A 26,903-nucleotide genomic window follows, 5' to 3' on the forward strand; every position below is an offset into this window, starting at 1 on the left:
CGCAAGGCGCTTCTATTGCCCGAGCCAATAGACTGACAGGGTGTGTTACGGGTGGAGGAACGGGGCGGAGGTAGCGTTCTTCGTCCTGTCCTGGCTCGTCGCTGCGGCCGTGCCGGTCGCATCGATGTCCACCGGGGACAGTTCAACGTTGCTGGCGGGCCTGTTGGTTGCGGTCGTTGCCGTTGCAGCGCTTGTGCTCGTCACTTGTGCAGATGACCCCCTGTTCTCCTTCAGTCGGAGCATTCGCGGTCCGACGAGCGAGGAACAACGCCGACGCGGCGAACTCCGCCGACACTCTCATCCCGACACCGCGGGTCGGCCCCGTCCACGAGCACCCGGGTCCCGGTAACGGGGACCCGCACGCGATCTGTCCTGTCGGCCTCGGCGGGGCGTGGACTCGAACGAGGTCGCTGCTGCACGGTCCCCATCCTCATATGTCTTGTTCCTCGAGGATGACCGGAGACCCCTGTTCATGCCCATCCCTGATTCACACGGCGTACCGGCCGTGTCCATTCGCAATGCCCACCGTTGGTTCGGTGACCTGCCTGTTCTGACCGGCGTCGACTTCGATGTCGCCTCCGGCCGATGCTGCGCCGTCGTCGGCGCGAACGGCGCCGGCAAGTCGACCCTGTTGCGATGCGTCGTCGGCGCAGACCGACTCGACGCCGGTGTCATCGACATCGACGGCACACCCGTGGACGAGACTTCCCGGGCCTTCCGGCGCAAGGTCGCCGCGGTTCTCGGCGATGTGCCCGTCTTCGCCCACCTCACAGCCCACGAACACCTGCAACTCGTCGCAACCGGCCACGGGGTGCCCGACCCGTTCGACGCGGCGACACAGGCATTGGCCGAGGTCGACCTACTCGCGGTGAGCGACCGGCTTCCGGTGACCTTCTCGAGCGGGCAGCGTCGCCGGTTGGCGTTGGCCTCAGCGTTCGTCCGGCCCCGCACGCTGCTGGTTCTCGACGAACCCGAACAACACCTCGACACCGCCGGTCGCAGCTGGCTCGCAGCTGTCCTCGCGTCCGAGAAACAGTCGGGCCGAACCGTGCTGATGGTCTCGCACGATGCGGAATTGGTGGACGCGGTCGCCGATCAGGTCGTGGACGCCGACTCATGGTGATCACCGACAACCTCCCTTCCGTGCGGTCGATCCGCACCCTGATCCGGCACTTCGAACGACGCCACGCACCGGCCACCGGTCGGGCAGCGACCCTCGTGCTGGGGGCGCTGGGCCTGTACGTCGGTGCCGGCCTGCTGTGGTGGCTGTTCACGCTGCCGCCGACCGTGCTCACCGCCTCGAGCGTTCTGGTCACCGGGCAGCCGTGGACATCGACGTGGGGATGGGCCGTCGCCGCGGCCGCGGTGGCAGCCGGGGTCGCGGCCGGGCGGGCTGTGGGGCCGGTGACCATCAGTGCTGAACTCGGCTTCTGGGTGAGCTCGACACTGCTCGACCGCGGCGCTCTGGTGCGCAGCCGGGTGGTTGTCGTACTCGGCTGCGGCGCCCTGGTCGGTGCGCTGGCCGGACGCCTTGCAGCGTTCGCCGCGGAGTTGACGATGTGGTTTGCGTTCACCGTCTTGACGACGCTGACCGGAGTCGTCGTCGTTGCGCTCTGCGTTCTCGTTCAGTGCCGACTGCTCGCGCCCGGCACTGTGACCATCCTGAGCCGGATCTGTGCCCTGGGGTCGGTAGCGGCGGTCTTCACGGCGACAGCCGGAGTCGATGTTGCGCTGCCGACCCGCTGGTGGCCCGTCGCCGCGGTCGGGGCACTGGCCGCAGCTCTGGCGGCCGTGGCCGTGCGGTCGTGCCACAGGATCGCAGCTGCGGAGCTTGCGGCCGGAGCCGAGACCACAGTGGCTGTGTCCGCGTCGGCGACCGCCTTGGACATCTCGGTGCTGCTGGGCGCGCTCGAGCACGCATCGTGGCGACGCATCGGACGCCGACGCACCCGCTCGTTCTCCGGTGGGCTTGCCTGGGCGCTGATCCGATCCGATGTGCTCCGTCACGTTCGCAGACCGGTCTCTCTGTTGCTGGCGTTCTGTGCCATCGGAGCGGCGGGTATTGCACCGATGGTGGCAACACCACCGGCGGTGGCCGTGCTATACCTCGCCGCGGTCTTCATCGTGGCGATGATCTTCAGTGCGGGGCTCCGGGATGTCTTCCGCGACCGCGATTTCGGTGCCGTGCTCGGTGTCGACGACCGGCGGATACGGTGGCCGCTGACCGTCGTGCCGGGTGTGGCCGCGGCACTGGCGGCCATATCTATGACACTCCTGACCGATAGCACGGTCACAACGTTGGCGATCGGCCTGGTCGGGGGCTGCGCAGCCGCGTACCGAGTACGCACCCGACCGTCGATCCGGTACGACGGTTTGATCCTGGAAACCGCCGTGGGACAAATCCCGGTCGATCTGCTCCGGCAATGGCTTCGCGGACCGGACGTGCTGCTCGCCGCGGCATGGTTGGCTGCACTGTTCAGCTGAGTGCCGAGCAGGAAAGTGTTGGCCGGTGGTGCAGTCGGCTTACCTCGGGTGACATAAGCATGGTGTCGGATCACTGTAATTGACGGGTGAATTGGGCCGGCCGCCCATGTCCAGAGCTGCCTAACCGACCTTGCGGAGCGTAGATGGTGGTCCTGCGACTTCGGACGAGACAACAGCACAAATCCGATTCCCTGGGGTCACCAGCATCCATAGCGCAGCGGACGTGCCGATCAATTCACGTTGGACTAGCCGATCCAACGAAACGGGGTCACGAACCCTTTCGAGTTCGTGACCCCGTCCGTCGCAGTTCATGGAACTGCTCCCCTCCCCCAGGATGAAGAAGCGTGTTTCTACGGTCGGCGGGCCGATCAGGGGTGGACTGCCTGGTCGGCCCGCCGCTGCATCTGTGGCTGCGCGGCCACTTCGACCGAAAGGGCTGATCGATGTCCGCGATCGCACTCGGAAATTCTGGTCGCCGCTGGGACCGGGCTGTTTCACCTCCTGGTGCGGGGATCCGGGACCGGGACGAATTCGATGCCTGCAGCGCAGGCGCGCAACCACCGTTCGTCTACACCAGCCAGTGGGCCATCGCGAAGGTGTACTCACAGCGCGCTGCGGACGTGGTGGCCACCGCTGTGGCCACCGCTGTGACCACCGGTGTGGCCATCGGCGTGCTCGACTGGCTGCTCTCGCGCTGGGGTGCTGTCCGCCGCGGTGTTCGGCTGTGCCGCACCCGCGGTGGGCTCCTCACATCGTCGACGGGTCCACACATTGGCCTTCGACACGAAGAGGATCCCCGATGACCGAATTGCTGTCTCAGCGGCTGCGTGCCGCCCGCACCAAGAACGATCTGATGGCGCTGCGTGACGCCGTGGCCGCCGAGGTGAACAGCGGCAGCCCTGTAGGTGTTTCGGATGACGACGTGGCCTGCGCCGGTGCGCAGGGCCCGGATGCACTCAGCAGCCTCGTCGCCGAGTCCGCGGCGTGGCGTGCCATGTCGGCGTTGCCTGCGTTGCTGCCCTATATCGACGGTGAGTGCGACGACTTCGAATCGGCTTTGGCTGATCTGCTCGCTGACCTGCGTCATCTCGCCGACCTGCTCGGTGTCGACTGGGGTGAGGCCGAGTATCGAGGGCAGGGATATCACGGTGAGGAAGCTGTCGCTTCCCGCTGACTCGGTGGGGCGTGGACCCGGGGTAGAGGCTTCACCTCGAGTCCCCGCTCCCCCAGGGGGAGCGCTGTCCGGCTGACCCGGCCATGGATGGAAGGGTCGCCACCAGCGTGGACACCTCTGGATGCGCGGACGACAGGACCGGTCGCGCTGCCGAACTCCCGCACAGACACCCGTGTCTGCCCATTCACCAGAAGCCGCCGCTTCGTTCTCCCCGATCCCTGTCCGGACCTGTTGCCGGCGACCTGCGGCAGGGCTGGGGGTGCTTCATGTTCGGTGCCGCGCTCGAAAAGTGCCGGGAACAAGCTGATCTCGTCATCAACGGACACGAGCCCCTGGAGGCAGACATGCAGGCACTTCGGATTTCGACGGACGCGAACGTTTCTCGTATCGACCTGGTGGAGGGTGGCCGCAAGATCAGCGACGGTCTGCGCGCGGAGATCGGCTGCCAGTTCTTCGATGTGGTGTCGTTGCCGGACGGCAACGGTGGGCGCATCGATATGTGGCTCGACGACGAAGGTATGTACGGCGTGGGAGTCAACCCCGCTGCCAGCTTCGTCGCCCGCCGTTTGGCCCCGGCGGTGCAGCAGTTCTTCTTCGGCAATGTGGTGTTCGCATCGTCCGACGACGAGGGCGAGACCATCGCACTGTCGGACCGCCAGGTCCACACGATCCTCGAGGCGCTCGCTGTGGCTGCCTGCCCCGATCCGGAGCAGCGCGCCGACTGGGTGGCTGTGGCGGCTCGCCGGTTCGGGGTTGCCTCCCCCACCCGGGTCTGACCCGCGATTCCTCGTTGTTCTCCGCGCCCGGCTTCCCCTGGGTGCGGAGAACAACGGGGGTGTTGTTCGACGTAGGTGCCGTGTGCGGCGCTGTCCGCCAGCTTTCTGTCGTGTCCGTTGACGTCATCGAAAGAGCTGGTGGCAGCGCTGTTCACGGTGCCGCGCCCGTGGGTGCCTCAGATGAGGGTTAGTGGCGTATCCACTGTTCGACGATGAGGGGTTACCCATGAATCTCACGGATCTGCCGCACATGACCTGGACCGAGTTCTCGCGCACCGCGCTGCCGAAGTTGAAGGCTGGGGCGCGCGAGGACAGCCCCCAGTACGTGTTGTGCCCGTACGACAGCATGGAGAAGTTTTATCGGCGCGTTGTGGTGGTCACCGACACGGTGAGCGTGCCGACGGTGGTGCGTGCCCCGCGTGCACGGTCGAATCGGAAGCCGGCCGCGGTGGCGTTGCCGGACCTCGCCGCGCTGACCTTGCCTCTGGCGCAGTCGATTGTGCGTGTGGGCACCGACTACATCGTGCTTCGGCAGCTGTTCACCGATGCGCTGGTGCGGGACCGGTTTCCCAGCGGTGAAGAGTCTGTGCGGGGCGTGGCGGCGGCCTGATCGCTGCTCGCGCTGCGTGTTCGGGGCAAACGATCGTTGCTAGTGTGTCGTTATCGGTGTTTGCCTCACCGGATCGGAACGGCCGCAACGCACATGTGCGTTGCGGCCGTTTCTTGTGTCGGAAGGGATGCCCATGACTGGGGACTCAGAGCGGGCTCGAAGAATGCTGGTGGTCTACGGCTGGAGCCACAGGTAGCCGCTGGTTCCCCAGCTGGGTCCGCCGTTGAGATAGGTGTTGGCGGTTGTGGTCAGCAGGCTCAGGCCCTGTCCGGGAGTGACCACGGTGGTGGTGCGGCCGTCGGCGATGGTGACCGGGTGGGTGTGGGTGAACGGGGCGATGCCGTTGATCCAGGTGATGTTGGTGGGCACTTCGCAACCGGGGATCGATCCGTAGGTGCCGTTCGGGGTGAAGATCACCTCGGCCTGGTCGGGGCGGCCGGGGACGTGCTCGAATGCGACGTCGATGCTGCCGTGGCACTGCCCGGACGGGATCGGCACGATGGCGGTGCCCGTGACCTGCAGGGTCTGTACTGGAGCGGCTGCCGAGGTTCCGGTGGTGACCAGTGCTGCGCCGGCGGCGACAGCGAGGGCGGAGGCAGCGAGGGCCGCTGCGCGGGTGATGCGTCGGCGAATCGACATGAACGAGGTCCTTTCGATGGGTGGTCGGAAGGTCACCGTACTGACGGCGGTTCTGCTCTTCGGTGCGCTTATCGGCTCCGCAGCGGGGGTGGGCCTGTCCACCGGCGTGGTCCGTGCCGGCATGAACGGCGATGGATCCGCCTGCGTGAGTGCGCAGGTCCGGTGCGTGTGTCGTGCAGGTGCGGGCTCCGTGGGTGCCGCGCTGTGTCTGGCTTCGGGAGAGAACTGGTGCGTACCGGTTGTCGAGGAAGGGAGTTCAGCGATGAAGGAGATCAGCCGACGTGGGGATGCGCTGCAGGCCGTTGCGAACGTGGCGGCACGTCTCGAGGCGCTGCAGCCGTTTCTCAGCTACGGCCCGAATTTTCGGCCGCGGGTGGCCGACGAGCTCGCTCGCGCGCACCGTGCCTGGCACATCGAGGCGGCGGGGTCGTTCTTGGTGACCGCTGAGATCGCGGCGGGGCTGCGGCCGGAAGCGGATTACCGTGACCGCTGCGCGCCGGAGGTGTTCGACAGGTCTCCGCAGGTCCTGGCTGCTGTGGTCTGAGCGGGGGGAAGGGCACCGGTGGGTGCGGGGTGAGTAACTCCTCTGCACCCACCGGACGCACGGCGACTGTGTTCGTGGGGACAGGATCTGCTCAGTTGCACCGACCGGTAATGCTGTGTCAGGCACAGTATCTGTGTGGTCGGTGTAGGCAATACACCACATATGCGGTGAGCTGCGTAAATAGTCTATTTTTTGTCTCTGTTCTTCGCCTTTTGGGTCGAGCGCGGTGGAACGGTCGGGGAGTTGTCCCGAGGGGACATGCGGCGGATGTGCGCGGGAGTGGTGAGCCCGGGTGTGACGGTCGGGTCTGCTACCTTCACGATCAGAGCCACGTTGCATGGCTGACCCCGACGTTGCCGACCGGTGCCCGCATCACCACTTCGGCCGCGCCTGAGGGCGAGGTCCCCCGGATCTGCAACCCTTGCTGACCGTCACATCCGTCCGTGGTGGATGCGGGACGCCGCGACGGCCATGTGATCGGAGCCCGCCATGACCAAGAACTCCGCCCGTAAGAAGGCTGCTCGCGCCTATCAGGCCGCGCATCCCGGTACGACCTTTCCGGAGGCCATGCGTGCGGTGGCTCGCGGCGAGGACCCGACCTCTGCTGCCGACAGTGCCGCGCAACCGCAACCCTCCCGGGCAGGTGTCGACCCTCAGGTTCGGGATCAGGTGATCGCCGCTTTGACCGCTCTGGCGCGCAGTGTCCGCGAAGACGGCAGCGCAATCGATTTCGCTGACGAACTCGCCCGCATCCTTGCCAGCGTCACTGCGAATGTCGGTTCGGTCGAGAAGCTCCTCATCGGACGCCCAGGCTCGTGGGAGGCCGGCCTCGTCGCTCAACTCGTCAACGGCACGGTGATGGAGGAGGACTTGCCACGGTGGCGAACTGTGCCTGTCCGGGTGGTGCTGGACCTCGACGATCACTGGTACTACGCGGGGCTCGAGCAGGTCTACGACGAGGACATCGACGCGCTTGAACGGCTCCGCGGCGAAGACGTCGGCGACCCCGCTCGGGATCAGGCGTTGGTGGACGAGATCGATGCGATCGACGAACTCGTCGATCAGGACCGTCGGTCCTATATCGAGGCGTGGACCGGGCATGCGCGAGAGGCCGCACTCGAACTCGGTATCGAGGTGCCGATCACGGTTGTCGTTGGGGAGGACACGCGTTCGTACGAGGATCTTGATTCGGTCACCGACCACATCGAACGACGGGCCCGTGAGCGAACCCCGCATCCGGTGGTACCCGAACTCGGAGAGTTGGTGAGGCGGAGGAATCATTCGCCGGAGGATCTTGCGGGGCGTATCCGGGCAGCGGGGAGGAGCTATCGCGAGCGGGTCGCTGATCGGTAGAGCAGGGCTGTGGGGTGGGGGCTGTCGTCGAGTTGCTGTCCTCGTCGGTGTGCCCCCGCCATGGTGATACAATTTCGTATAACACCAGTTGAGGAGATGGTTCCTGTGTCACTTGCATACGAACCGGAGATCGGACGCCGACTACGAGCGGTGCCCGCCCGCAACGAACTGGCCAAGATCCTCAAACTCCGCGCCGTCCACGACGCCGTGCAGGCCGGCTGGCCTCAGCGCCGCATCGCCGAGGCGCTCGGCGTCGAACAACCCGAGGTCAGCCGCCTGGCCAAAACAGCACGGCTCACCCCGCACGTCTGCGAGCGCAGCCCGCGTTAGGTGCTGCTCGAACACGCCGCCGGCGTAATCGACCACGCGGCGATGATGCGCGAACTCGAGAAGTGGAACTACACCTTCGGCACCACCGACCCCACCGGAGAGACCTACCTGCCCGGCACCTGGGATCAGATCGAACGCGCCGGAGATCTGTTGTCCGACGAGGACTACCAGCACCTACTGAAGATCACCGCCGCCCGACGCAACGCCGCAGGGCGCGCGTAGTGGCGGACCTGCGCGCAGCCACAGCTGCAGTCCTCGAGCGCATGTGCGCGGCCGGTGGCACCCTCGACCGAGGCGGTGCCACCGCCTCACACCGGCTCTACGCCAGCGACCCGCATCGGCGTCGCACCGTCGACCGGCTCATCGAGCGCTACCTCGCCGAACAGCACAACGTGGTCCTCGAAGGCCAGTTCTGCGCCATCGCCACCGCCGGGGTACCCGGCGCCGGGAAATCCACCAGCATCAAACGCCACGGCCTCGCCGGGCAAGGCTGGCGCGTTCTCGACGCCGACCGCGTCAAAGACCACCTCATCCGCGACGCCCTCGACACCGGTATCTACCGGAGCATTCTCGAGATCGAACTGCCCGACGGCGGGACCATCATGCCCCGCGAGCTGGCCACCCTCGTGCACACCGAATCGACGAAGGTCCTCGACGCCATGCAAGAGGTGTGCATGCAGCGCGGGGAGAACATCGTCATCGAAGGCACCTTCAGCTGGCCCGGACTCGGCGAACGCCTGTTGCGGCAACTCGGCGCCGCCGGCTACGAACGCTTCACCATCATGGACGTCGAAGTCCCCCGCGAACGCGCCCAACAGCAAGCCCTGCAACGCTGGTGGGACGGCCGCCAGAACTCCGAGGACGGTCTCGGAGGCCGGTTCACTCCCGCCGCGGTCATCGCCGCGCTGTATCCAGGCGATGGCACCGGCACGATCTGCGCCGCCAACGCCCGTGCCGCCTTCGACCACCCTCTCACCGCCGAGATCCACTCGGTCGAACTGCTCGTCGACGACTACACCAGCGGCGAGCTGATCCAACGAGTCGCCACCCGCTGCGACGGCATCCTCAGCTACGAATCGGCCACCGAACACTCCGACACCTGAGAGCAACCGCTCGTCCGCGGAAATCACCGCAGCCGTCTGCGTCGGGAACCGCGCTGTTCTCATCGTCGTTGTGCGTGTGCACTGCTCATCGATTCCAGGAGAAACGCTTTGACCGAATCCGACCCGTTGTGGCACTACACCGATGCAGGTGGTCTGCTCGGCATCCTCGGGAGCAACCCGGAGCCGCGAGAATCCGGTGTCGTGGGTCCGCAGAAGTGCCAGCCGTCGTTTCGCGCAACAGCGGTCGAGTACCTCAACGACAGTCGGGAATTGATTCACGGCCTGGGAATCATCAAGAAGCAGGTGCTTATTCCCCGTGCCGAACAACTGGAGGCGATCGACTACCGGTCGGATGAGCCTCACCGGGTCGTCAACTCGAAGGAAAAGGCCGACTTCCTGCGCAAGCTCTGCGAGACGATCGACAGGGTGGAGCAGCGCACCTACAGCAACCACATCCACTGCTACGTCACATCGTTCTCCGAACACAAAGATGTGCTCAGCCAGTGGCGCGCCTACTGCGGTGGACTCGACGGATTCGCCATCGGCATCCGCAGGGATGCGCTCCCCGACCACCAGGAGGCGAAGGCCAAGAAGGTGCTGTACGACGACAACCCCACGTCGTGGACAACAGTGACCGACTACGTGAAGAGATGGGTGGATAGGCGTCTCCACCGCACAGAAGCCCCCGAGACCAGTCCCGGAATGCTCGACCAGTGCATCCGGGAGTTGTCCCGCTATGCAACGCAGTTCAAGCACAACGGCTTCCGCGAGGAAGGGGAATGGCGAGTCATTCACCTCGGCATGAGCGAGGGACCGACCTACCGCAACCGCGGAGCGAAGCTCATCCCGTACGTCACCTGGTCACTGCCCGCCGACGCCGTCGTCGCTGTCCGGGTCGGCCCCGGACCGAATCAGCACGAGAACTACCTGGCAGCCCAGGGAGCTCTGCACGCGTTCGGCTACACCACGGCCGCGAAGAACCTGACCGTCTCCCCCACCCCGTACCGATAACCGCCGTCGGTCAGGCGACGTACCGGGCCGCACGAGTTCGGTTCAGGCGTCGCCGGCCGCGGAGCCGTTGAGCACTGGGTATTCGCCGCTGAGGACTGCGGCGATCCGGGCGGCGAGCTCGTCGGCCTCGCGTTCGACCTCATCGAGTGCGTCACCCACCCCGCTGAGCAACGTCTGCGCATCCGCGCGAGCCCGCAACCCGGATCGCACATCCCACTCCCCCAGCTCGGGTTCGGGGACGCTGTCCACCATCGGGTCGTCGTCGACATTCCAGTCCGGTTCGTCGTCCCAGCGGCGTCGGCGCCGGCTCCCGGTGCCGTCGAGTCGGGCCGTGAGGATCTCGGCGATGGTGGTGGCGCGTAACCCGCGGGGCTGGCCTGCGTGCTGCAGGGAGCCCATACCGAGACCGCCCCAGCGATCGATCGGCAACAGCAGTGGTCCGTCGTCGCGGATCGGCGGCAGCGGGGCGTAGGACTCGACCGACGTGTCGGTGAGGGGCCGGGCTTTGATCAACGCTTCTTCCAATGCGTCGTTGATCAGCCATTTGTCCATGAACGCCAGCAACCGTGCCCATCGCAGGAACACCGCAGCCGGGCAATACCGGGGATCGTCTTCCGGGGCGGCGCTGATCCATATGCCCCCGACCTTGATCTGCAAGGCTGCGTCGATGACACGGGCATCGCTGCGCTGGAGTCGTTCCATCTGCCGGTAGGAGATGCCCATCGCCTCGGACAGCACGATCAGTAGTGCGTCTCGGCGGCCGAACAAACCCGACGGCCAACCCGCTGTCGGCAACGCAGCGACCACCGCTGCAGCAGGGTTGTCTGCCCACGGCAACGGCGGGGACATGACAGAGGCCGAGGTGGTGGTCTTCGCGGGTACCGGCGCGGCGGCACGGGCGTGAGCTGCGCGCACTGCTGCGAGGCGTTTGCGTTGCGTCTGGGCCGCGGCGGGATTGGCGCGCAGGAACCCGATCAAGGTGTCTCGGGTGGCGGGTATCGCCGGAACTCCCATTCCGGCGCACCAGTCCGCGTAGAGCGCGTACTGCGATCGCAGATGTGCAGGTAGTGCCCCTTCGAGCCTGTCCGTCTCCGCGCGTGCCGGCATGGCCAAACGATAGCCACTACCTGCGACTCTTCTGGTCGGGGCCGACAGATGTCAACGATGTGTGCCGTACACCCGAACGGCGTTTGGCACAGTTGTTCTTGTCAGCGCGAACACCATCGCGTTGACAGAAGGAGAAGTGTTTCCGACATGCCGATCTGCGATCCTCCCCCCTTCGCAGTTCGGCGGCGCCGCCCCGCAAGTTATCCCCCCGATTGCGGGTCGGCGCACCGGCCGGAGCTGTACCCCTGACACAGTTCCGGTCCGCCCGTCCTTTTCTGCACCTCCCCGCAGAGAAGGACGGGAACTCCCGCAAGGCGCCGGGATGCTGTGCCCTCCCCCCCTGCACAGCATCCCGGCGTCCCCGCCCCCTCGCAGCGACTCCCCGGCTGCGAGGGGCGGATCCGTTTTAGGGCATCGACAGGTCAGAAACCGAGTTGGGTGACGGCGTTGTTCTGCGCCGGAGTGCGTTCACGTGCATAGATCTCCACAGTCGCCGCAGACTTGTGGCCGGTCTGGCGCATGATCGCGTGCGCGCTCGCACCGGCGGTGAGTGAGTCGGTGACGAACCCCGCCCGCGGTGAGTGCCCCCCGAGCTGTCGTACTTCGTCCTCGGTGAACCCCGCGCTGCGGGCGCGCGAACGGATCACCTCATGGATCGCGGCCCCCGACAACCGGGTATCTCCCACGTTGCCGTGCTTGTCGATCTTCCGGAACACCGGTGCCTGCCCATCGGCCGGCGTCACCCGCTGATCTCGGCAGACGTGCTGCGTGAACGGTGCGGCGTTGGCCAGGACCCGGATCACGGCGGCTCGGCCACCGTCGTCGAATGCGGTCACCACCTGCAGCCACCGCTGGTAGGCGCACACCGGGCACCGGTGATGGTCCGTCCCGAACGGTGCAACCTTGACCTGTCCACCGCCGTCCTGGTCGGTCTTCGACACGCGCACCGTGAGGTGCAGACCGTCGACGGGGTGCCTGCGCACATCGGTGAACCGCAGTTCGGACAGCTCCGAACGGCGGAACGCGCCGGCGAACGCCAGCCACAGCAACGCCGAGTCGCGACGTTCGCGCAGGTGCTCGGGCCAGGTGGTGGCTGACGCGCGCGCTGCGGTCACCATCGCTTCGATGTCGGTCATGCCGAGGGCTTCTCGGCGGCGCGATGTGCGTCGGGGGTCTCGGGCGGCGGCGCGTTGGAGTCCGGACAGTGTCGATGCGACGAGCTGGCTGGCCCCGGGCGGCGGTTCGTTCGCGGCCCGGTGGAAGTAGTTGATGGAGGCGACCCACCGACGCAGGGTGCTCGGTGCGGACGGTTTCGCATGGAGGGTCGGATCAGCGGCTTCGGTCAGGTATGCGGCGACGGTTTCCGGTGCTGCCGGCAGCGCGGGCACCGAGTTCGCGGCGCACCACCGGGCAAACCGGTTCCAGTCCGATCGGTAGGCGCGGGTGGTGGCCGAGGACTGGGACTGCTCGATTGCCGCGACGACGCGGGCTTTGGCGTCGTCGCCTCCGCGACCCCACACGCCGACCTGTCCGCCTTCGGGTGCGACGGTCGATACAGCAGTGATGCTCGTCAGCGGTGGCACGTCCATGTCCGAAACCGTATCGGGGCCTGCCGACTCCGCCCGCTACCGCGACGGGTGGAGTGTCGGTAGGCCACAGCATCGGTAGGCCACAGCATCGGTAGGCCACAGCATCGGCAGGTCACAGCATCGGCAGGTCACAGCATCGGTAGGTCACAGCATCGGTAGGTCACAGCATCGGTAGGTCACAGCATCGGTAGGTCACAGCATCGGTAGGTCACAGCATCGGCAGCACCCCGAAGGCCACGAGATTCCAGATCAGGTGGGCGCTGACGGCAGGCCAGATCGAGCGGGTGGCCAGCACCAGCGGGTAGATCACCGCACCGAACAGCCCGGCCATGATGACGTTGAGCCAGCTGTAGTCGGCATGGATCATGCCGAACGCGACGGTCGACAGCAGCCAGCCGCCGCCGACGGCCACGGCTGTCAGAGCCGTGCGGGAGCGGCCGGTCACCGCGTCGCGAAGCTGCCAGCACACCAAACCGGGGCTACGGAAGACGAGTTCTTCCCAGAGCACCCCGAGGCCAACAGCAACGATGACCAGGCCGACGGGCATGCCTGCGTACCAGCTGCTTCGAGGATCGGCGGTGTGCGTCGGCAGCACGCCGAGAAGCTGGGCGAGGAGTGGAACAAGAACATGCACCTGCGTATAGATCCAGGCTGCCGGGACGGCGAAAACGAACACCACGGCCTGTAATGCCCGATACCGAGTTCCTATGCGAGGCAGCTCGAACCCCGAGTACTTCAGGGCGTGCGCCAGGTAGAGCCGCCATTGTCTGAACCATTCGCGTGGCTGGACCGACGGCAGCACCATCACGAGTGTGGGTATGGCGCCAGCCGCGATGATCACCGTTGCCAGGAGCGCGACGAGGGTGACCGTCAGATTTGCTTCCGGCCGAAACCAGTCGGCCAGCAGACCACATGTGATGCCCCCCAAACACAGCGCCAGCATGGTGAATGCGGCGATCGAGCCAGTGGGTATCGGGGTGGGGCGCACGGGGGTCGGTGTCATGGTGTCGATCTCAGCATCGGCCTCCGACATGTGCGGAAAGTTCCTGATAGAGCCTGAATGAACATAATCGATGCAGGTCAACAGGTCTGTGGTGTACAGCATGCACAGATGGTCTGTGCAGCTTTGCTGCTCTGTTATTCGTGACGAGCCGTGCAGGCGACAGGCTCGGTGCCCTGTCCTGGCCAGAGTGGGTCTCGCGGCCGCGCGAAGGAAGGTCGAGCAGCGCCACCCGGGGACATGCCGGATGCCCTGAAAGAGGGCGTCGCGCACGGTCATCACCGGAACGGTGATCGTTACCTTGCCCGGCATGTGCCGATCGATCGAAGAGGGGGGCCGGCGATGCCCCAGCTGTGGGGGTTACGCCGCGGCCGCCCGCGCGAACAGCAACCGGGCCCGCAATCGCAAAGTGCGGTCCCTGGTGGTGGCTCACCTCAAGCAGCAAGGTCTGTTCGACACCGCCGCAGCCGTCCAAGGAGCCGCCCCGAGCATGCTTCCGGAACTGATCGACAAGCTCGGTATCGATGAATCGGCGTTCGGCGGCCTCACGTTGCCCAGCACCCACTCGCACCCGCCGTCGGCCGCGGACATCCTGGCGATCGCCGCGGCCGAGCGTGACGCCATGAGCAGCCCGGAACGGGCCGCGCTGGAGCAGGCCCGCGCGGAACTCGAGGCAGCCAAGGTCGAACAGCGGGAAGCGAAACGTGCCTACTACCGGGCGCGACGTGCCGCGATGGAAGCCACCCGCAACGGCGATCCCCACGAGATCTCCCTGGCCGAGGCCGAACGCGACAAGCTACGCGCGCTCTACGTCGCTGCGAACGATCGTCTCGGCGAAGCGAAATCGAACCTGCTGATCGCCGAATACGACTACCACGGCACCGTCGACGAACACACCCGCGACGAGTACCTCGCGGAACTGTCCCCCGCCGACCAGGACATCATCGCCGCGGCCGCCACCGCGCAGCACCTGCAGACTGCGGTCGAGACTCTGGTCACCAACAACCCCATCGCCATTTCCGATGTGGACCGCGACACCAGCATCTACACGGCCGGCACCTTCACCGCTGCCCTCAGCAACGGCGACGACACCGTGGAGGGGCGACTGCTCGACGGTGGAACAGCGATCTACCGATCCGGATACGGCGAGTTCCTCGTCCTGCAGGATCCTGGCAACGGCGTGTACGTGCCGGTGGCCACGGCTTTCTCCAAAGCAGACGCGGTTGCGAAGGCCAACCGCGTCCCGATCTTCACCGGCCTGACCAATCCGGGTCCCGATGCGGACCCGCTGGACAAGCAACGAGCTGAAACCAACAGAGTTGCCGTTCTGGCACTGTCCAAAGCTGCTGCGGTCGACGGCGATCTCAGCGATGCCAGCGCACGCCTCACCGCGCAGCTCGATACCGCTGCCGAGGAGTTCGCCGAGGCACTGGGTGGGGCCCGGGTCCGCAACGAGGTTCATCAGGGAGCGAGCCGGCACCGCAAACGACTACGAGAACAAGCTGCCGAGGACGCCGGTGCGGCGGCGCGGGCGGCTGCCCTGGCGGCCGGTGCCAGCGCTGAAGACGCCGAGGTTGCCTACCGGAAGGCTCGCCGCGCCAAGCTCGGCACCCCCACTATCGGTGGCGGCGTCATTCCTCTGTTCGACCACAAGATTCCACCGGAGTCCCTGGGTGATGAGAAGTACGCGAGCTTGACCCGGTCGGGGATCCGCGCGTTCGGCAAGGAGACCGCTGGCGACTATGCAGTGATCTCCTCCCGGCTCGGCAACCCCACAGCCTGGGGATTCGCCACTACATCGGGCACCGTACAGACCTCGTCGATGACGCAACTGACCAGCGACTTCGAGCCGTACATGAAAGAACACATCGATTCGAATCAGCGCAGCGCACTGCGGGCATACACCGGGCACTCGTACCGTGCCCTCAATGCAGCGATCACGGGCCGCGACAAGAACCCTTCTCCGACAACCAAGTCCACAGTTGCCACCTTGACCACCACGTTCGAACAGTTCGCAGAGAAGAACACCAACACAACTCCGATGACGGTGATGCGCGGTACCCGAGTGCCCAGTGGCTGGAAAGGTACCGCCGATCAGTATCTGGATTCGGCGTTCACGGTCGGCGCGAAGATGCAGATGGGCAAGGTCACCAGCGCTACCACCCGCGCGCAGACCGCGGTGTCCTTCGCCCAATCCGAAGGGACACCCACCCATCCGGCCTATCTGATGGTCATCCGCACCCGTCATGGGATGCCGGTCTCTTCGCTGTCCGCTCACCCTGGTGAGGACGAGGTGATCATCCCTCCAGGATCGGACCTGCGATGTGTGCACGTCGACAAGGCCGGCATCAACGGCATTCCCACCGTGTATCTGGTCGCCGAGGACATCGTCGCCGAGGCCGACGAGGGAATCACCGTGTGAGCCCACTCGAACAACGATGTGCCGCACTCGCATTGCCGGGATCTGACACTGATGGACGTCAATCACCTACTCGCTCCCTCGGAGGCCACACATGAACTGTTCCAACTGTGGACAACGCATCGAACGCATCCCGTTCGGTGGCTACAAGCACGTCGGCTCCGCCCCCTTCAGCCTGTGCGGCGGCAAGATCGTCGAACCGGTTCGATCCGACACCGCGACGACCGACACCGGAGTGTCTGCGATGGTGCAGCGCTCGTAGTCGACTACCGGGGCGGATCTGTCGGACCTAGCGGTGACCATCAATCTCAGTCGGTGACCGCTGCCGGTCACCGGTGGGGTCACACACCTGGACGGTGTGTGACCCCACACGTGATGAAGAACGGAGAACATCTATGAGCGTGGACGGGTTCGTGTTCGTCGACCTCGAAACAACGGGCACTGTCGCATCCGAGCACGAGATCCTCGAAATCGGGTTCGCGCTGTACTCGGCCGATCTCGAACCGCTCGAACGGCTGGTGCTGCTGCCGATCACTACGGCCACCTCCGCTGTGATCGAACGAATGAGAACCGACCCCACCTTGGAGTTCGTGGGCCGGATGCACACTCACAACGGTCTGCTCGCAGAGCTTGAAGCGGCCATCGATGCATCCGAGGCGCTACCTGCAGATTTGAGTGGCTACCAAGACGTCATCGTCGACACTCTGCTGCGGTGGGGGGTGGATGGATCTACCCCACTCAGTGGCTGTTCGCACCGGATGGACCGCGAGTTCCTGGCCCGGTGGCTGCCGAAAGTCGACACGATGTTCTCCTACCGGATGATCGATGCGCGGTCGTTCTGCGAAGCAGGATTGATCCTCGACGCCGAACGTACGACCGACCGGCTCAAGCTGGTCGACGAGTACGGGCAGTCGAACCACCGCGTCGCCGAGGACATGCACTATGCAGCGAATCTGTTGCGGGTGTTCCACGACCGAGCCCCGATCCCCTTTGTCGAAGAACATGCTGTTCTGAGCTGACCGTCGAGACGGCACATGCTGGCCCTGCGCTCCGACTGGTTCGGTGGCGCGGGGCCAGCATCACGTTCGGCCCCCAACATGGTGCTGTCCGAAGTCAGGGTCGTCGACGTGTGGCGGTGCTGACGCCGGCGCGGGTGGTGCCGCACCGAATCAGCCCCAGCGACACCATCGAGCCATGACTGAGAACACCATCGGATCAGCCCCGAGTGCGACCGTGACCGACACTCCGACAACGGTATTCACCGAGCAGCAAATCCTGCACTTCAACCGATTCCTGGACCGCGTCGACCGCGACATCGAGGACCTTCTCGCCGATCAACGGCGCGTTGTCGGATACGGTTTCGCCGCCGCTGTACGGTCCGCTGTTCCCCACGCGACGTCGGCGACTGCGCTGCTCACGCCCGCCGGCCAGATCGGGGTCGTCTACGCGATCAGCGACGGCAACCTCGTGCAGGTGCCCGGACCGGTCATCGGCACCGATCTGCGGCAAGGGCTGCTGTCGGTGATGCGTCGCCTGCCGACGGGCTTGGGAGGCGGGCCGTGGCATCGTGGCGGCGGCACGCTGAATCTCGCGTTCACGCCCGAGATCATCGGACAAGCACCGATCCCTTTCACCACGATCCAGGACCTTCTCGTCGATGCTCTCGAGCGGGTCACGAACCGCACCATCCGCAGGATCGTGATCACCACGGAACTGTGGGACAACGGCTACCACTTCGACGACACCCTTGAGGTGGACTTCACCGACGGCGACGGCGACGAGATCTACTACGAGAACCTCTGCGACTACACACCCGAGTTGCGTGAGCACACAGGTGATCTCGGACCGTGCACTGTCGTGACCATCACCCGAACCGCAGACGGCATCACCATCGACTGACCGTTACCCAGCCATGGCCGGGGACTGGATCCCGGTCGCCACATCAGAAAATGAGGAGATTCGATGACCACCACCAGCGCTGCAGCCCGCGTCATCAACCGTAGGGGCACTGAGATCCGCATCGGCCAAACGTGGGCCGACAACAGCCCCACCCGAGACCCGATCCGCCACTTCACCATCACCGACCTCGAAGCCACCTACGGCAACGTCCAGGCCGTCTGCCACATCACTCACGGCATCGACCGCATCACCGGGGAGAAGGTGTCGCTCGACCGCGTAGTCCGCATCGACATCGACCGTATGCACCCCACCCGCACCGGCTATCGTCTGACCTCCCCCGACGAATCATGACCATCCCGGACAACGCACAGCACGTGCGAGCACCGTGACCGATCAACCTTCGCTTGTCGAGGCGACGGCCCATGGGGTCGTCGCCTCGACATATCGGCACTACAGGGGCGGATCGTCGTCACGTCGTCATGCTGGTCGAGACGAAATGCCAGCATGAGCACCCTCGCCACTGCCAGATCCTCCCGACCTCTGTCCACGCCTGGCATGACCGTCACCACGTCGACATCAGCCGACCACCGCTGCCCCGCCCCCGAACCGCCCCCGCCACACTATGGGCGAACCGACGAAGGAGAAAAGACATGGCCGAACACACGGTCGGACAACACACCATCACCGACGAACAGCTCGACATCATCCGCCAGGCAGTCACCGAAGGCCGCACACCCACGGACATCGCGAACTCACTGGCGCGCATCGCCGATCTCGGAGAGAGCACCACAATGTTCCTCGAAGCTGTGGCGTCCACCATCGCAGAAGGCAAGCCGCTTCCCTGGGAACACTCCTGACCGCTACACCCATACCGTCCCGGTTGTGCTGCGAAACTACCTGGGTATGAGGGTGTTTTCGCAGCACAACCGGGCAATGCTGACGTGGTCGACACCGAGGTGACAGCCGCCCTCGTGTCTCGCCCGAATCAGGCTCAGCCTGTCCGCCCCACGCACCTGGCTCCGAGCCGAAAGACCAGGTGGATGCCGGTGCACCCGGTCACGCGCCGGCAGCGTTCCGTGCCGCACGGTTCAGACCTCCCAGCGATGGTGGTTCTCGTCAACGAACGGAACACCGAGGAGAACCCGATGACCATGACCCCCACCGACGAGATCACCGAGGACAACTTCATCGCCACCGCACTGCACAACGCGGTTGCAGACACCGACGGTGTTCTGGTGGTCTTCCACAACGGCAACTTCGCCGGAGGCCCCACCGACCAGATCGATGCCTACGCAGCGGCCCTCGAAGAGGTCTACGGCGAAAACCAGATCGCGCACATCTTCGACGCCGACACTGTTGCAGGCTGGATCGCCGCCGGTGAACAGGCTGGTGACTGGCACGTCGCCATCGAGCACTACCGCCGCGCCATCGCGGCCTAACAGACCCCGGTAGGTCACCACTGAGGCTGCCCCCTGGGAGGGGACACCCTGACAATGGTTCGTACAAGAACCAGAAGGGATGTTCACATGGGACGCCAGTCTCACTACCCGGAGGAGTTCCGTCGGGACGCGGTCGCGTTGTATCGCGCGGCCGCCGGTGCCCGCACCTACGCGGCGGTGGCTGCGGACCTGGGTATCAGCGGCGAGACGCTGCGGACCTGGGTTCGCAAGGACAACGCCGTTGGTCGAGGTGCGGCGGACCGTGGAGCCGGCGGCGGCGAACCCCCAGCCGAGGAGTTGGCGCGCCTGCGAGCGGAGAACGCCCGGCTGCGCAGTGCGGAGAAGGAATGGCAGCTCGAACGGGAGATCCTGCGCCGGGCAGCGGCCTATTTTGCGCAGGAGATGAAGTGAAGACCTGCCGCTGGGACTTCATCTCCACCCACCGCAGCGAGTTCGGTGTGCAGCGGCTGTGCCGGGTCCTCGGCGCGTCCCGGTCCGGCTACTACCGGCACCTGGCCACCGCCGATGCGCGCACCGAGCGTGCCGCCGAGGAGGCCGCGACCGTGGCGCAGATCCGCCGGATCCATACCGAGCATCGCGGCGGGTACGGTGCACCCCGCATCCACGCCGAACTGCGCGAGCTGGGGGTGTGCATCAACCGCAAACGGGTCACGCGGTTGATGCGTGGCCACTGCATCGTCGGTCGGCATCTGCGCCGTGGCCGGCGCACCACCATCCCCGATTCGCAGGCAGCGACGGTGCCCGATCTGATCGGTCGAGACTTCACCGCCGACGAGCTCGACAGCCGTTGGTGTGGCGATATCACCTACATTCCGGTGGGGTCGTCGTGGTTGTATCTGGCGACGGTGATCGATATCTGTTCGCGTCGGGTGGTGGGCTGGTCCATCGCCGAGCATATGCGTACCGAGCTGGTCACCGATGCACTGCAGATGGCGGTCGACTCCCGTGGTGGCGGCGTGGACGGAGTGATTTTTCACAGCGATCACGGAGCGCAGTACACCTCGACCGCATTTTCGGATTTCTGTGCTGCGCATGGGATTCGACAGAGTCGAGGTCGTGTGGGGTCGAGTTACGACAACGCCCTGGCGGAGTCGTTCTTCCAGAGCCTGAAACGTGAATGGCTACATGGCCGAGGACCGACATCGAAAGCGCGAACGCGTCTGGAGTTGTTCGAGTGGTTGTCGTACTACAACCGGCGGCGACGTCATTCCGCGTTGGGTTATCTGACACCGATCGAGTTCGAACGACGAATGACCGCATCGGCTACGCTCACACTCGCGGCATGAAATCTGGTGTCCACTCTCAAGGGGCAACCTCACCACCTCGACTTCCCCAGTGGTGACCTACCGGTCCACTCCCCCACCGGGCCGCGCCATCTGGCGCGGCCCGAATCGTTTCTCACACCCACCTGTCCGCCCGCCGGACACAGAGAGCGCAACCCTGACCTGTGTCCCCAAAACCGTGTGCCGCGCAGGTCGTGTCCTGCGGCCAGTGTGAAGGCACAGCAGACCCCTATCGACCGACCCGTATCAGGAGATCGCCCATGCCCTTGTCATCCGGCCACACCAACGCTGTCGCGACCCTCACCGTTCGTGTGGCCGACCGCAGACACTCGCCTGTAGGCCTCGCCACCATCCGCACGATCACCATCGCTGGGACATGCCCCCGCTGCGGCGGCCCTCGGGGCGAGCCCTACCCCCACAACTTCTATGACGACGGGGCTTGGCTGGTGGCCGACTGCTGGGACAACCCCTGCGGCCATGTCGACCTGTACAACGCCGTCCTGGCCGAAGCTGAACGCGGTCCTCGCACATGACCTGCGGTAATCAGGGCCGAGGTCCCGTGTCGTCCGTAGCGTCGTCGGGCCACCACTCCCCTCCCCCACCGCTGGTGCGTCCACTGAACCGTGCCGCACTCGATGACGGAAACCGCGATGGTCCGCCCGTCCCTGTTGCCACTGCGAGTGGGAGAACCATGACCGACCTGACCTACACGCGCTCCGCTTTCCCCGACCGCACGTGCCTCGAGCACCTTGCGGATCTCCTCGATCGCCGGAGCGAGACCAACACCGGAGAGTGCGTCGACCAGGCGTACGAATACGCCGACGCCGCCCGCTTCATCGCCGAGGACTTCGAACAGATCACGGCTACCTGGATCGGCACGACTGCCGAACTCGAGGAACTGAGACAGTTCGCCGCCACACACGGGCGCCCGCTTCCGGAGCTGGTGAGCATGCCGCATCTCTCAGGGCAGACCCGCAACGTAGACGACGTCATTATCCCGCAGACCTGCTCGAAGGAGCGTTCATGACCACCACACCCGCCCCCGCCGAGACTTCCGCTGAGCTGTACCCCCTCCAGGTCGAACTGCACGAGCTGTTCAAGGAACAGCGCCAGCTCCAGGAGCGAATCGACGCGGCGGCCATCGGGGCACTGAAGGAATACACAGCGCGGCGCTATCCGACCGCTACGACGCTGATGCTGGACTCGAACGGCAATCCCAACGAATACCTGCCCGTTGCTGTGCACACCGGTGCTGGCGAGGACGTCGTCGACGAAAACGCCGTCGCAGCAGATGAGACGCTTTTCGAGCTCGTCAGGACAGTGCCGATGCAGCTGATCCGCTACGACCGGACCAGCAACCTGTGGAAGATCGCTCTGCGCTGAGCGCACACGATGTGAGATGGCCCCGGCACGACTTGTGCCGGGGCCATCTTCCATAGGTAACGGATCCAGTACCGAACCCGGTATTGCGTAGGTGAAACGTTTGCGTCGTCTGCCCACCGCTGCTCTGTTCGTCACCCTCGTGCTGTCCGGGTGCGGTGGCAACAGCAACGAACAGTCGGACGCACCGACCACCACGCCGACTACGACGGCATCGACTACGACAGCTGCGACCAGCAGCACCACGACTCCCCCGCCGCCGACCACGACGGTCGCGGAGACAACCACCGTCGAACCGATCGCGACGTACACCGAGCCGACCGTTGAGTCCCCGGCCGCAGTCCCGGTTGAGGAGCCGTCCATCCTGCACTGCAACCCGGGAGGCTTCGGTCCGATCGAGACGTACTGGTCCGATGGCACCGTGACGGGGTGGTCCGAATACTGCCAGGGGGTCCTTGAGCAGACCATCGCCGACGAAGTCGCCGCAAACACCCCGGTGTGCGACGGCACCGTCTGCCGGTACCCCTCGGGTGCGACCATGCCGGACCCGGCCGCGCCGAAGACGCCGTCCCCGTGGGTCCAGGACCAGATCGATTGGTTCGACTGCATCGACGCCGGCAACAGCGAGGACTACTGCCGCCAGGCCCTCAACTGAGGAGTCGTCGGGACCGCGGCGGGCGCGTTCGGGGACTCGGTAGTCCCCGGCCACCCGCACCGATGCCTCAGGTGAGCCGATCGGGAGGCTCCCGGCTACCCGATCCAGCCCGAAAACACGGTGAGCAGCACCTTCACGGGTTCAACTGCGGTAATGGAAATTATCGTCGGTGAGCGACCAAACTGTTCAGCCCAACAAGAACAAAGACTCCCGACTCAAAAAACCGCAGGTCAGGTTGTCGATGCACCGAAGATGAGCGAGATAGGCGGGGGCAGATCAACTGGGCCGACCGCAGCTTATAAGCGCTCTGAGCTGCGGTTTTCCTGGAATGACACCTTGACCGGCGCTCTCGTATCATCGAGCCTCTGTCAATCTGTAGCGGCGTGTCCTGTCAATCTTCACTGCATCGCGACATCTGTCCTTCGAACCAGATGCGGTTGCAGTCACGGTGGGACCCGATCGAGCTCTTAGGCAGACTCCCCCGAGCAGCGATCAGGACTAGTGGCCTCAGGCCCCTGTGACCGACGATGTCCCCCGTTGGCGTGCAACAAACCGCTCCGCAGGTCGTTGCGTGTTGAGGAAGGGACGCACTGAGGCCGGTGCAACGCCCACTCGGACGTTGCACCGACCCCGTCGTGGTCCTCTGGAATCGAGATCAGCTCTGAGGGCTGCAATGCCTACGTGGCACCGATAAGCCCGGCCTCGCGAGGCGCGTTGCTGCCAGCAGAGCCGTCACTGAGGTCCGGCAACGGCGGAACACTGAACCCGGCAGCCATTGCAGCGGCTTCGGCCTTCCTGTAGCGGCGCATTGCGGTGCTCGCTGCCCGCGCTCCGGTCAACTCGGCCAACTCGGCGAAGGAAACGTCGGGCCGATTGATCTTGAGCTTTGCGGTCTGCTTCACGGCTTCCTCAAGATCAGCGTTCTCGATGAACTGGAGCAACTCCTCGACGGTTCGGTGCTCGTTGCGCGACTCCGCGGTGTCCCCGAAGGCCGGTGCACTGCGCTTGTCGAACTTTGCGGCAATGTCCTCCTCATCGAGTTGCGCAATACGGGAGGCAACACGTTCAGCGAATGGCACGCGGGGTGCGTCCTCGTCGTTGCCCGTTGCGCGGTCATCCTCCGGCGTTGCGGACACGGTGCCGTTGCTGTCCGCAATGCTGGTGGCTACGACGTGCTCGGGCATTGCGTCCCCAGCAGCGTCGAGGGCCGTTGCAATCTCTTCGGTGGAGCCGACCGCACGGTCAGGCGTCTCGGGGATGAAAGACGACACCGACTCCTCGGCCGCAATGCGAGTGGTCGCGCTACGGCTGCTTGCCGCTGGGGGCGCCGGGCGGGACGTGGTGTCGACCGTTGCGGCCACGGGTCCGTGGTGATTCAGCGCTGCGGAACTGCCTCGTGCACGGACCGTTGCGTTGTCGTCGGCAGGATCTGGCGTTGCGTTGCTGGCATGAGTCGTCGACATTGCATTGCGCGACTCGTCGGCCTGCGATGCAGCGTTTACACGCCCGGAGAAGCGGGCGTTGCGCATCGGTGTCGTTGCAGCGGTCGTGGGACTGTCCATCGTCCGGTCCGCACTCGCAATGGCTCGTGTTGCGTTGCTGACGGGGGTGGTCGGTGTTGCGTTGCCGGCGGGGACGGTGGGTGTTGCGTTGCCGGCGGGGGTGGTCGGTGTTGCGTTGCCGGCGGGGACGGTGGGTGTTGCGTTGCCGGCGGGGGTGGTCGGTGTTGCGTTGCCGGCGGGGACGGTGGGTGTTGCGTTGCCGACGGGGGTGGTCGGTGTTGCGTTGCCGGCGGGGGTGGTCGGTGTTGCGTTGCCGGCGGGGGTGGTCGGTGTTGCGTTGCCGACGGGGACGGTGGGTATTGCGTTGCCGGCAGCCACGGGAGTGACTTCGGTTGCGGCGCTCTCCCCGTCCGCATGCTGGTGCACCATTGCCGTGTACTCGGAGTAGGCCGTGCCAATAGCCTTCACGAGGATGCCGATGCCGTGGGTGAAAAGAAGCATCAGTATCGGAGGGATGACCGCGATTACTGCGGCCCCCATGGGCGCGAGTGGTGCAAAGCCTGGATCAAATCCGTCGGCCATCTCCCCCTGGAGATCGTGGACTGCTTTGTAGGCGTGGAAGGCGTTTCCCACCACGCTGATGCACACCGCTGCAACGAGCAGTGCCACGAAGAAGTTCTTGCCCTTGGAGCTACCGCCGATCTTGTTCAGCACGACTACGGCGATCGTTGCTCCTACGATCGCACCGTCGACGATGGCGGGAAAGATCCACGTCCATCTCTCGCTCACCATGCCCTGAAGCGCCAGATCTCGGAGGACGTCGAAGGACAGGATGAAGGCCCCGGTCGTAAGGCCGACTGTGATGAGGACACAAAGCAGTAGCGCTGCCATCAGGCCGTATAGCTGGATACGTGCGGCGCGGATCGTCAGATTGGTCATCGACTGGGGGTTCCTTTCGCGGTTTCCCTGTCCTGGAGCGTCCGACGGCCTGTGCCCGGTCGGAACTTTTCGTGCGGGGCATCGGCGTCATTGCCGCGTCGACATGCAAAATCGCTGGTAGAAGTGTTGCGCAAGGTCGTGTTCCTAGAGGTTGATGCCTTCAGCTGGAGGCGCGAATGGCTTCCCGGAGTTGTAGTCCCGCTCGATCCGAGAACACAGCTGATCGATGGCCACTCGGATGAACTGCTGCTGACTGGTGATTCCGGTACGGGCCTGCGTGTGCAGGAGGGTTGCAACCATTCGCTCTTTGAGTTCGACGTCGATCGACAACAAGATGTCGGTGGTGGCTGTTTTGCGCTTCTTCGTACGCCGACCTGCTTCCGCGGCTCCCGATTCCCGATCAGTGGCTTCGGAGATGTCTGGTCGGGCCGGGTCGGTGCTGGAGGACTCGAGCGAATCCTGCTGATCCGTTCCCGAAGGCACCGGCGGATCTGGGTGGGCCGGGCGTTTGGGTGCTGGATACGAGGTCATCGGCGCGACACCTTCCCGAGGATGGCGACAAACTGTGTGTGAAGCTGTTCGGCCCATGTGCGCTGAGATGCAGCATCGGAGTACCGCGCGAGCTCAGTTGCGTGACTGAAGGTCGGGACCAGAGCGTTTCGCCCGAGCACATTCTTCGCGGGTCGATGACCAGCGAAAACGTGGTCGTAGCGGCGGAGGATGTTGTCGAGGGCGCTCTTGAGTGCGTAGTGCTCTGCGCAGGCATCAGCTCCAGAGAGGGGGGTTGCGTGCAAGCTTTCGCTGCCCCTCGGAGCGACGCGACCGGGTTGCCGGCTCGTCACGGAGGCGAGGGCTGACCCCTTAGCGGTTGAGCCCGCGCATGCGAGTTCGATCGTTGTGGTCGTCTTCCTCACCTCGTCTTTGGTGTTCGCCCCCGCCGTGATGGCCATGCCCGCTCCCGTCGCTACCCATATGGGCACTAACTGCCCATATTGATCTTGTTAGCTTAGTACCCAAGGTTCCGGGCTCTCGGCGGGATGTCGCGCCCATGCTCTCGCTCCCGGAGGTTGCTGCGGACAACACGATCGGGGCTGACCAACGGGGGTAAGCGGTGGAACAGAGATCCCTATCGTGTGGCTGTCCGCCCCAACCGCACCGCAGGAGTTATTCATGGCCCCCGACGCACATCGCCCGCGCATCGTTGTCACCAAGACTCAGCTGGCCGAGCTCAAGAGGTGGGCCAACATCGTCTTCGGAATCATCACTGCCATAGGAGTGGTGCTGGTTCTCGTGGTCAGCTCGGACACGTGGGCGCTGGCGGTCGCAGCCGTGGGCGTGGCCGGCCTCGCGGGGATACACCTCGTCAGCCGGACTCCCCTGCCGCCGCACGGTGCTGGCGACCGTGCGGACGGTTAGAGCGGGCCGGCGGTACGCATCGGTGTTGCCGCCTAAGTGACGCTCCCTGCATTCACGGTCCCGTGTGCGAGAGGTCACCCCCTGCTCGACGGTCGGGGCATCCTTCACGCGCGTTCCCGCAGCTCAGCGACGCAATGGCTCTGAAATCAGCTCTCCCGCACGAAACGCGCTTCTGGTAGGTGGTAGTGCAGAAACGGGTTTAATTGCGTCTGCGTCGCTCCTGGGTGGCA

Annotated in this window: 30 protein-coding genes; 24 read left to right on the forward strand and 6 right to left on the reverse strand. The window is 65.3% G+C overall.

Annotation, left to right across the window (positions count from 1 at the left end; translation table 11 throughout):
• Positions 1 to 124: 124 nt before the first annotated feature.
• The 6 genes from BO226_RS28305 (at position 125) to BO226_RS25670 (ending at position 5,044) form a co-directional block, all read left to right on the forward strand.
• Positions 125 to 349 (forward strand): DUF6412 domain-containing protein, encoded by a 225-nt coding sequence (locus tag BO226_RS28305; protein ID WP_232238175.1) that lies wholly within the window; start codon positions 125 to 127, stop codon positions 347 to 349.
• A gap of 156 nt (positions 350 to 505) precedes the next feature.
• Positions 506 to 1,123 (forward strand): ABC transporter ATP-binding protein, encoded by a 618-nt coding sequence (locus tag BO226_RS25645; RefSeq protein WP_083543806.1) that lies wholly within the window; start codon positions 506 to 508, stop codon positions 1,121 to 1,123.
• Complete coding sequence (locus BO226_RS25650; protein WP_071936684.1) at positions 1,117 to 2,484, forward strand: DUF6297 family protein; 1,368 nt, start codon at positions 1,117 to 1,119, stop codon at positions 2,482 to 2,484. Before BO226_RS25645 ends, BO226_RS25650 begins: the two co-directional genes overlap by 7 nt.
• A 799-nt stretch (positions 2,485 to 3,283) precedes the next feature.
• The gene (locus tag BO226_RS25660) at positions 3,284 to 3,658 is read left to right on the forward strand and encodes a hypothetical protein (protein WP_071936686.1); all 375 of its coding nucleotides are present in this window, start codon (positions 3,284 to 3,286) and stop codon (positions 3,656 to 3,658) included.
• A 344-nt stretch (positions 3,659 to 4,002) separates the two neighbouring features.
• Positions 4,003 to 4,434, forward strand: coding sequence for a DUF3846 domain-containing protein (locus tag BO226_RS25665; RefSeq protein WP_156895433.1), 432 nt, complete (start codon positions 4,003 to 4,005; stop codon positions 4,432 to 4,434).
• 250 nt (positions 4,435 to 4,684) lie between these two features.
• On the forward strand, positions 4,685 to 5,044 hold the full coding sequence (locus BO226_RS25670; protein ID WP_156895434.1) for a hypothetical protein: 360 nt from the start codon (positions 4,685 to 4,687) through the stop codon (positions 5,042 to 5,044).
• Positions 5,045 to 5,218: 174 nt separating this feature from the next.
• Here the strand turns inward: BO226_RS25670 and BO226_RS27495 are convergent, their stop codons facing one another.
• Positions 5,219 to 5,683, reverse strand: a complete 465-nt coding sequence (locus tag BO226_RS27495) for a hypothetical protein (protein ID WP_071936688.1) — start codon at positions 5,681 to 5,683, stop codon at positions 5,219 to 5,221.
• Between the two features lie 262 nt (positions 5,684 to 5,945).
• Between BO226_RS27495 and BO226_RS27500 the strand changes: the two genes are divergently transcribed.
• The 6 genes from BO226_RS27500 to BO226_RS25700 all read left to right on the forward strand — a co-directional run bounded on the left by BO226_RS27500 (position 5,946) and on the right by BO226_RS25700 (position 10,024).
• A complete protein-coding gene (locus tag BO226_RS27500) occupies positions 5,946 to 6,227 on the forward strand; it encodes a hypothetical protein (RefSeq protein ID WP_138846211.1) in 282 nt (93 codons plus the stop codon).
• Between the two features lie 489 nt (positions 6,228 to 6,716).
• Positions 6,717 to 7,580 carry a hypothetical protein gene (locus BO226_RS25685; RefSeq protein ID WP_071936690.1) on the forward strand — a complete coding sequence of 288 codons (864 nt, stop codon included), beginning with the start codon at positions 6,717 to 6,719 and terminating at the stop codon, positions 7,578 to 7,580.
• 105 nt (positions 7,581 to 7,685) lie between these two features.
• A complete protein-coding gene (locus BO226_RS28310) occupies positions 7,686 to 7,910 on the forward strand; it encodes a hypothetical protein (RefSeq protein WP_232238156.1) in 225 nt (74 codons plus the stop codon).
• Positions 7,911 to 8,132 (forward strand): hypothetical protein, encoded by a 222-nt coding sequence (locus BO226_RS28315; RefSeq protein ID WP_232238157.1) that lies wholly within the window; start codon positions 7,911 to 7,913, stop codon positions 8,130 to 8,132.
• The gene (locus tag BO226_RS25695; protein ID WP_071936691.1) at positions 8,132 to 9,013 is read left to right on the forward strand and encodes a zeta toxin family protein; all 882 of its coding nucleotides are present in this window, start codon (positions 8,132 to 8,134) and stop codon (positions 9,011 to 9,013) included. The genes BO226_RS28315 and BO226_RS25695 overlap by 1 nt, the downstream gene beginning before the upstream one ends.
• Before the next feature lie 108 nt (positions 9,014 to 9,121).
• Positions 9,122 to 10,024 (forward strand): DUF2971 domain-containing protein, encoded by a 903-nt coding sequence (locus BO226_RS25700; RefSeq protein WP_071936692.1) that lies wholly within the window; start codon positions 9,122 to 9,124, stop codon positions 10,022 to 10,024.
• A 42-nt stretch (positions 10,025 to 10,066) separates the two neighbouring features.
• Here BO226_RS25700 and BO226_RS25705 read toward each other — a convergent pair whose 3' ends face one another.
• The 3 genes from BO226_RS25705 to BO226_RS25715 form a co-directional block, all read right to left on the reverse strand.
• Positions 10,067 to 11,131 carry a hypothetical protein gene (locus tag BO226_RS25705; RefSeq protein WP_071936693.1) on the reverse strand — a complete coding sequence of 355 codons (1,065 nt, stop codon included), beginning with the start codon at positions 11,129 to 11,131 and terminating at the stop codon, positions 10,067 to 10,069.
• A gap of 422 nt (positions 11,132 to 11,553) precedes the next feature.
• Positions 11,554 to 12,720: a tyrosine-type recombinase/integrase gene (locus tag BO226_RS25710; protein ID WP_071936694.1), complete on the reverse strand. Its 1,167-nt coding sequence runs from the start codon at positions 12,718 to 12,720 to the stop codon at positions 11,554 to 11,556.
• A gap of 208 nt (positions 12,721 to 12,928) precedes the next feature.
• Positions 12,929 to 13,825: a CPBP family intramembrane glutamic endopeptidase gene (locus BO226_RS25715; RefSeq protein ID WP_198040683.1), complete on the reverse strand. Its 897-nt coding sequence runs from the start codon at positions 13,823 to 13,825 to the stop codon at positions 12,929 to 12,931.
• Positions 13,826 to 14,129: 304 nt separating this feature from the next.
• Between BO226_RS25715 and BO226_RS25720 the strand changes: the two genes are divergently transcribed.
• The 11 genes from BO226_RS25720 (at position 14,130) to BO226_RS25775 (ending at position 22,816) form a co-directional block, all read left to right on the forward strand.
• Positions 14,130 to 16,142 (forward strand): ADP-ribosyltransferase domain-containing protein, encoded by a 2,013-nt coding sequence (locus BO226_RS25720; RefSeq protein WP_198040684.1) that lies wholly within the window; start codon positions 14,130 to 14,132, stop codon positions 16,140 to 16,142.
• Between the two features lie 91 nt (positions 16,143 to 16,233).
• Positions 16,234 to 16,401, forward strand: coding sequence for a hypothetical protein (locus tag BO226_RS27505; RefSeq protein WP_156666243.1), 168 nt, complete (start codon positions 16,234 to 16,236; stop codon positions 16,399 to 16,401).
• Between the two features lie 133 nt (positions 16,402 to 16,534).
• A complete protein-coding gene (locus tag BO226_RS25725; protein WP_071936696.1) occupies positions 16,535 to 17,158 on the forward strand; it encodes a hypothetical protein in 624 nt (207 codons plus the stop codon).
• Between the two features lie 175 nt (positions 17,159 to 17,333).
• Positions 17,334 to 18,038, forward strand: coding sequence for a hypothetical protein (locus BO226_RS25730; protein WP_064257492.1), 705 nt, complete (start codon positions 17,334 to 17,336; stop codon positions 18,036 to 18,038).
• A 63-nt stretch (positions 18,039 to 18,101) separates the two neighbouring features.
• Complete coding sequence (locus BO226_RS25735) at positions 18,102 to 18,389, forward strand: hypothetical protein (RefSeq protein WP_064257493.1); 288 nt, start codon at positions 18,102 to 18,104, stop codon at positions 18,387 to 18,389.
• A gap of 299 nt (positions 18,390 to 18,688) precedes the next feature.
• The gene (locus BO226_RS25740; protein ID WP_064257494.1) at positions 18,689 to 18,895 is read left to right on the forward strand and encodes a hypothetical protein; all 207 of its coding nucleotides are present in this window, start codon (positions 18,689 to 18,691) and stop codon (positions 18,893 to 18,895) included.
• 288 nt (positions 18,896 to 19,183) lie between these two features.
• Positions 19,184 to 19,477: a hypothetical protein gene (locus BO226_RS25745; RefSeq protein ID WP_138846223.1), complete on the forward strand. Its 294-nt coding sequence runs from the start codon at positions 19,184 to 19,186 to the stop codon at positions 19,475 to 19,477.
• An 87-nt stretch (positions 19,478 to 19,564) separates the two neighbouring features.
• Positions 19,565 to 20,784 (forward strand): IS3 family transposase gene (locus BO226_RS25755; RefSeq protein ID WP_156895435.1). Its coding sequence is split into 2 segments (ribosomal slippage): positions 19,565 to 19,820 and positions 19,820 to 20,784, totalling 1,221 coding nucleotides; the frame shifts between segments, so codons are not numbered across the junction.
• A gap of 688 nt (positions 20,785 to 21,472) precedes the next feature.
• Entirely contained in the window at positions 21,473 to 21,808 is a 336-nt protein-coding gene (locus BO226_RS25765; RefSeq protein ID WP_064257496.1) for a hypothetical protein, read from the forward strand.
• Positions 21,805 to 22,164, forward strand: coding sequence for a hypothetical protein (locus BO226_RS25770; protein ID WP_064257497.1), 360 nt, complete (start codon positions 21,805 to 21,807; stop codon positions 22,162 to 22,164). Before BO226_RS25765 ends, BO226_RS25770 begins: the two co-directional genes overlap by 4 nt.
• A 91-nt stretch (positions 22,165 to 22,255) precedes the next feature.
• Positions 22,256 to 22,816: a hypothetical protein gene (locus BO226_RS25775; RefSeq protein ID WP_071936699.1), complete on the forward strand. Its 561-nt coding sequence runs from the start codon at positions 22,256 to 22,258 to the stop codon at positions 22,814 to 22,816.
• Positions 22,817 to 23,493: 677 nt separating this feature from the next.
• Here BO226_RS25775 and BO226_RS28610 read toward each other — a convergent pair.
• Positions 23,494 to 25,257: a DUF2637 domain-containing protein gene (locus BO226_RS28610; protein WP_071936700.1), complete on the reverse strand. Its 1,764-nt coding sequence runs from the start codon at positions 25,255 to 25,257 to the stop codon at positions 23,494 to 23,496.
• Between the two features lie 144 nt (positions 25,258 to 25,401).
• On the reverse strand, positions 25,402 to 25,788 hold the full coding sequence (locus BO226_RS25785; protein ID WP_175428182.1) for a hypothetical protein: 387 nt from the start codon (positions 25,786 to 25,788) through the stop codon (positions 25,402 to 25,404).
• A 639-nt stretch (positions 25,789 to 26,427) separates the two neighbouring features.
• Between BO226_RS25785 and BO226_RS25790 the strand changes: the two genes are divergently transcribed.
• Positions 26,428 to 26,673: a hypothetical protein gene (locus BO226_RS25790; protein ID WP_156895436.1), complete on the forward strand. Its 246-nt coding sequence runs from the start codon at positions 26,428 to 26,430 to the stop codon at positions 26,671 to 26,673.
• The last annotated feature ends 230 nt before the right edge of the window (positions 26,674 to 26,903 follow it).

The organism is Rhodococcus sp. 2G (assembly GCF_001886355.1).
Lineage (GTDB): Bacteria > Actinomycetota > Actinomycetes > Mycobacteriales > Mycobacteriaceae > Rhodococcus > Rhodococcus pyridinivorans.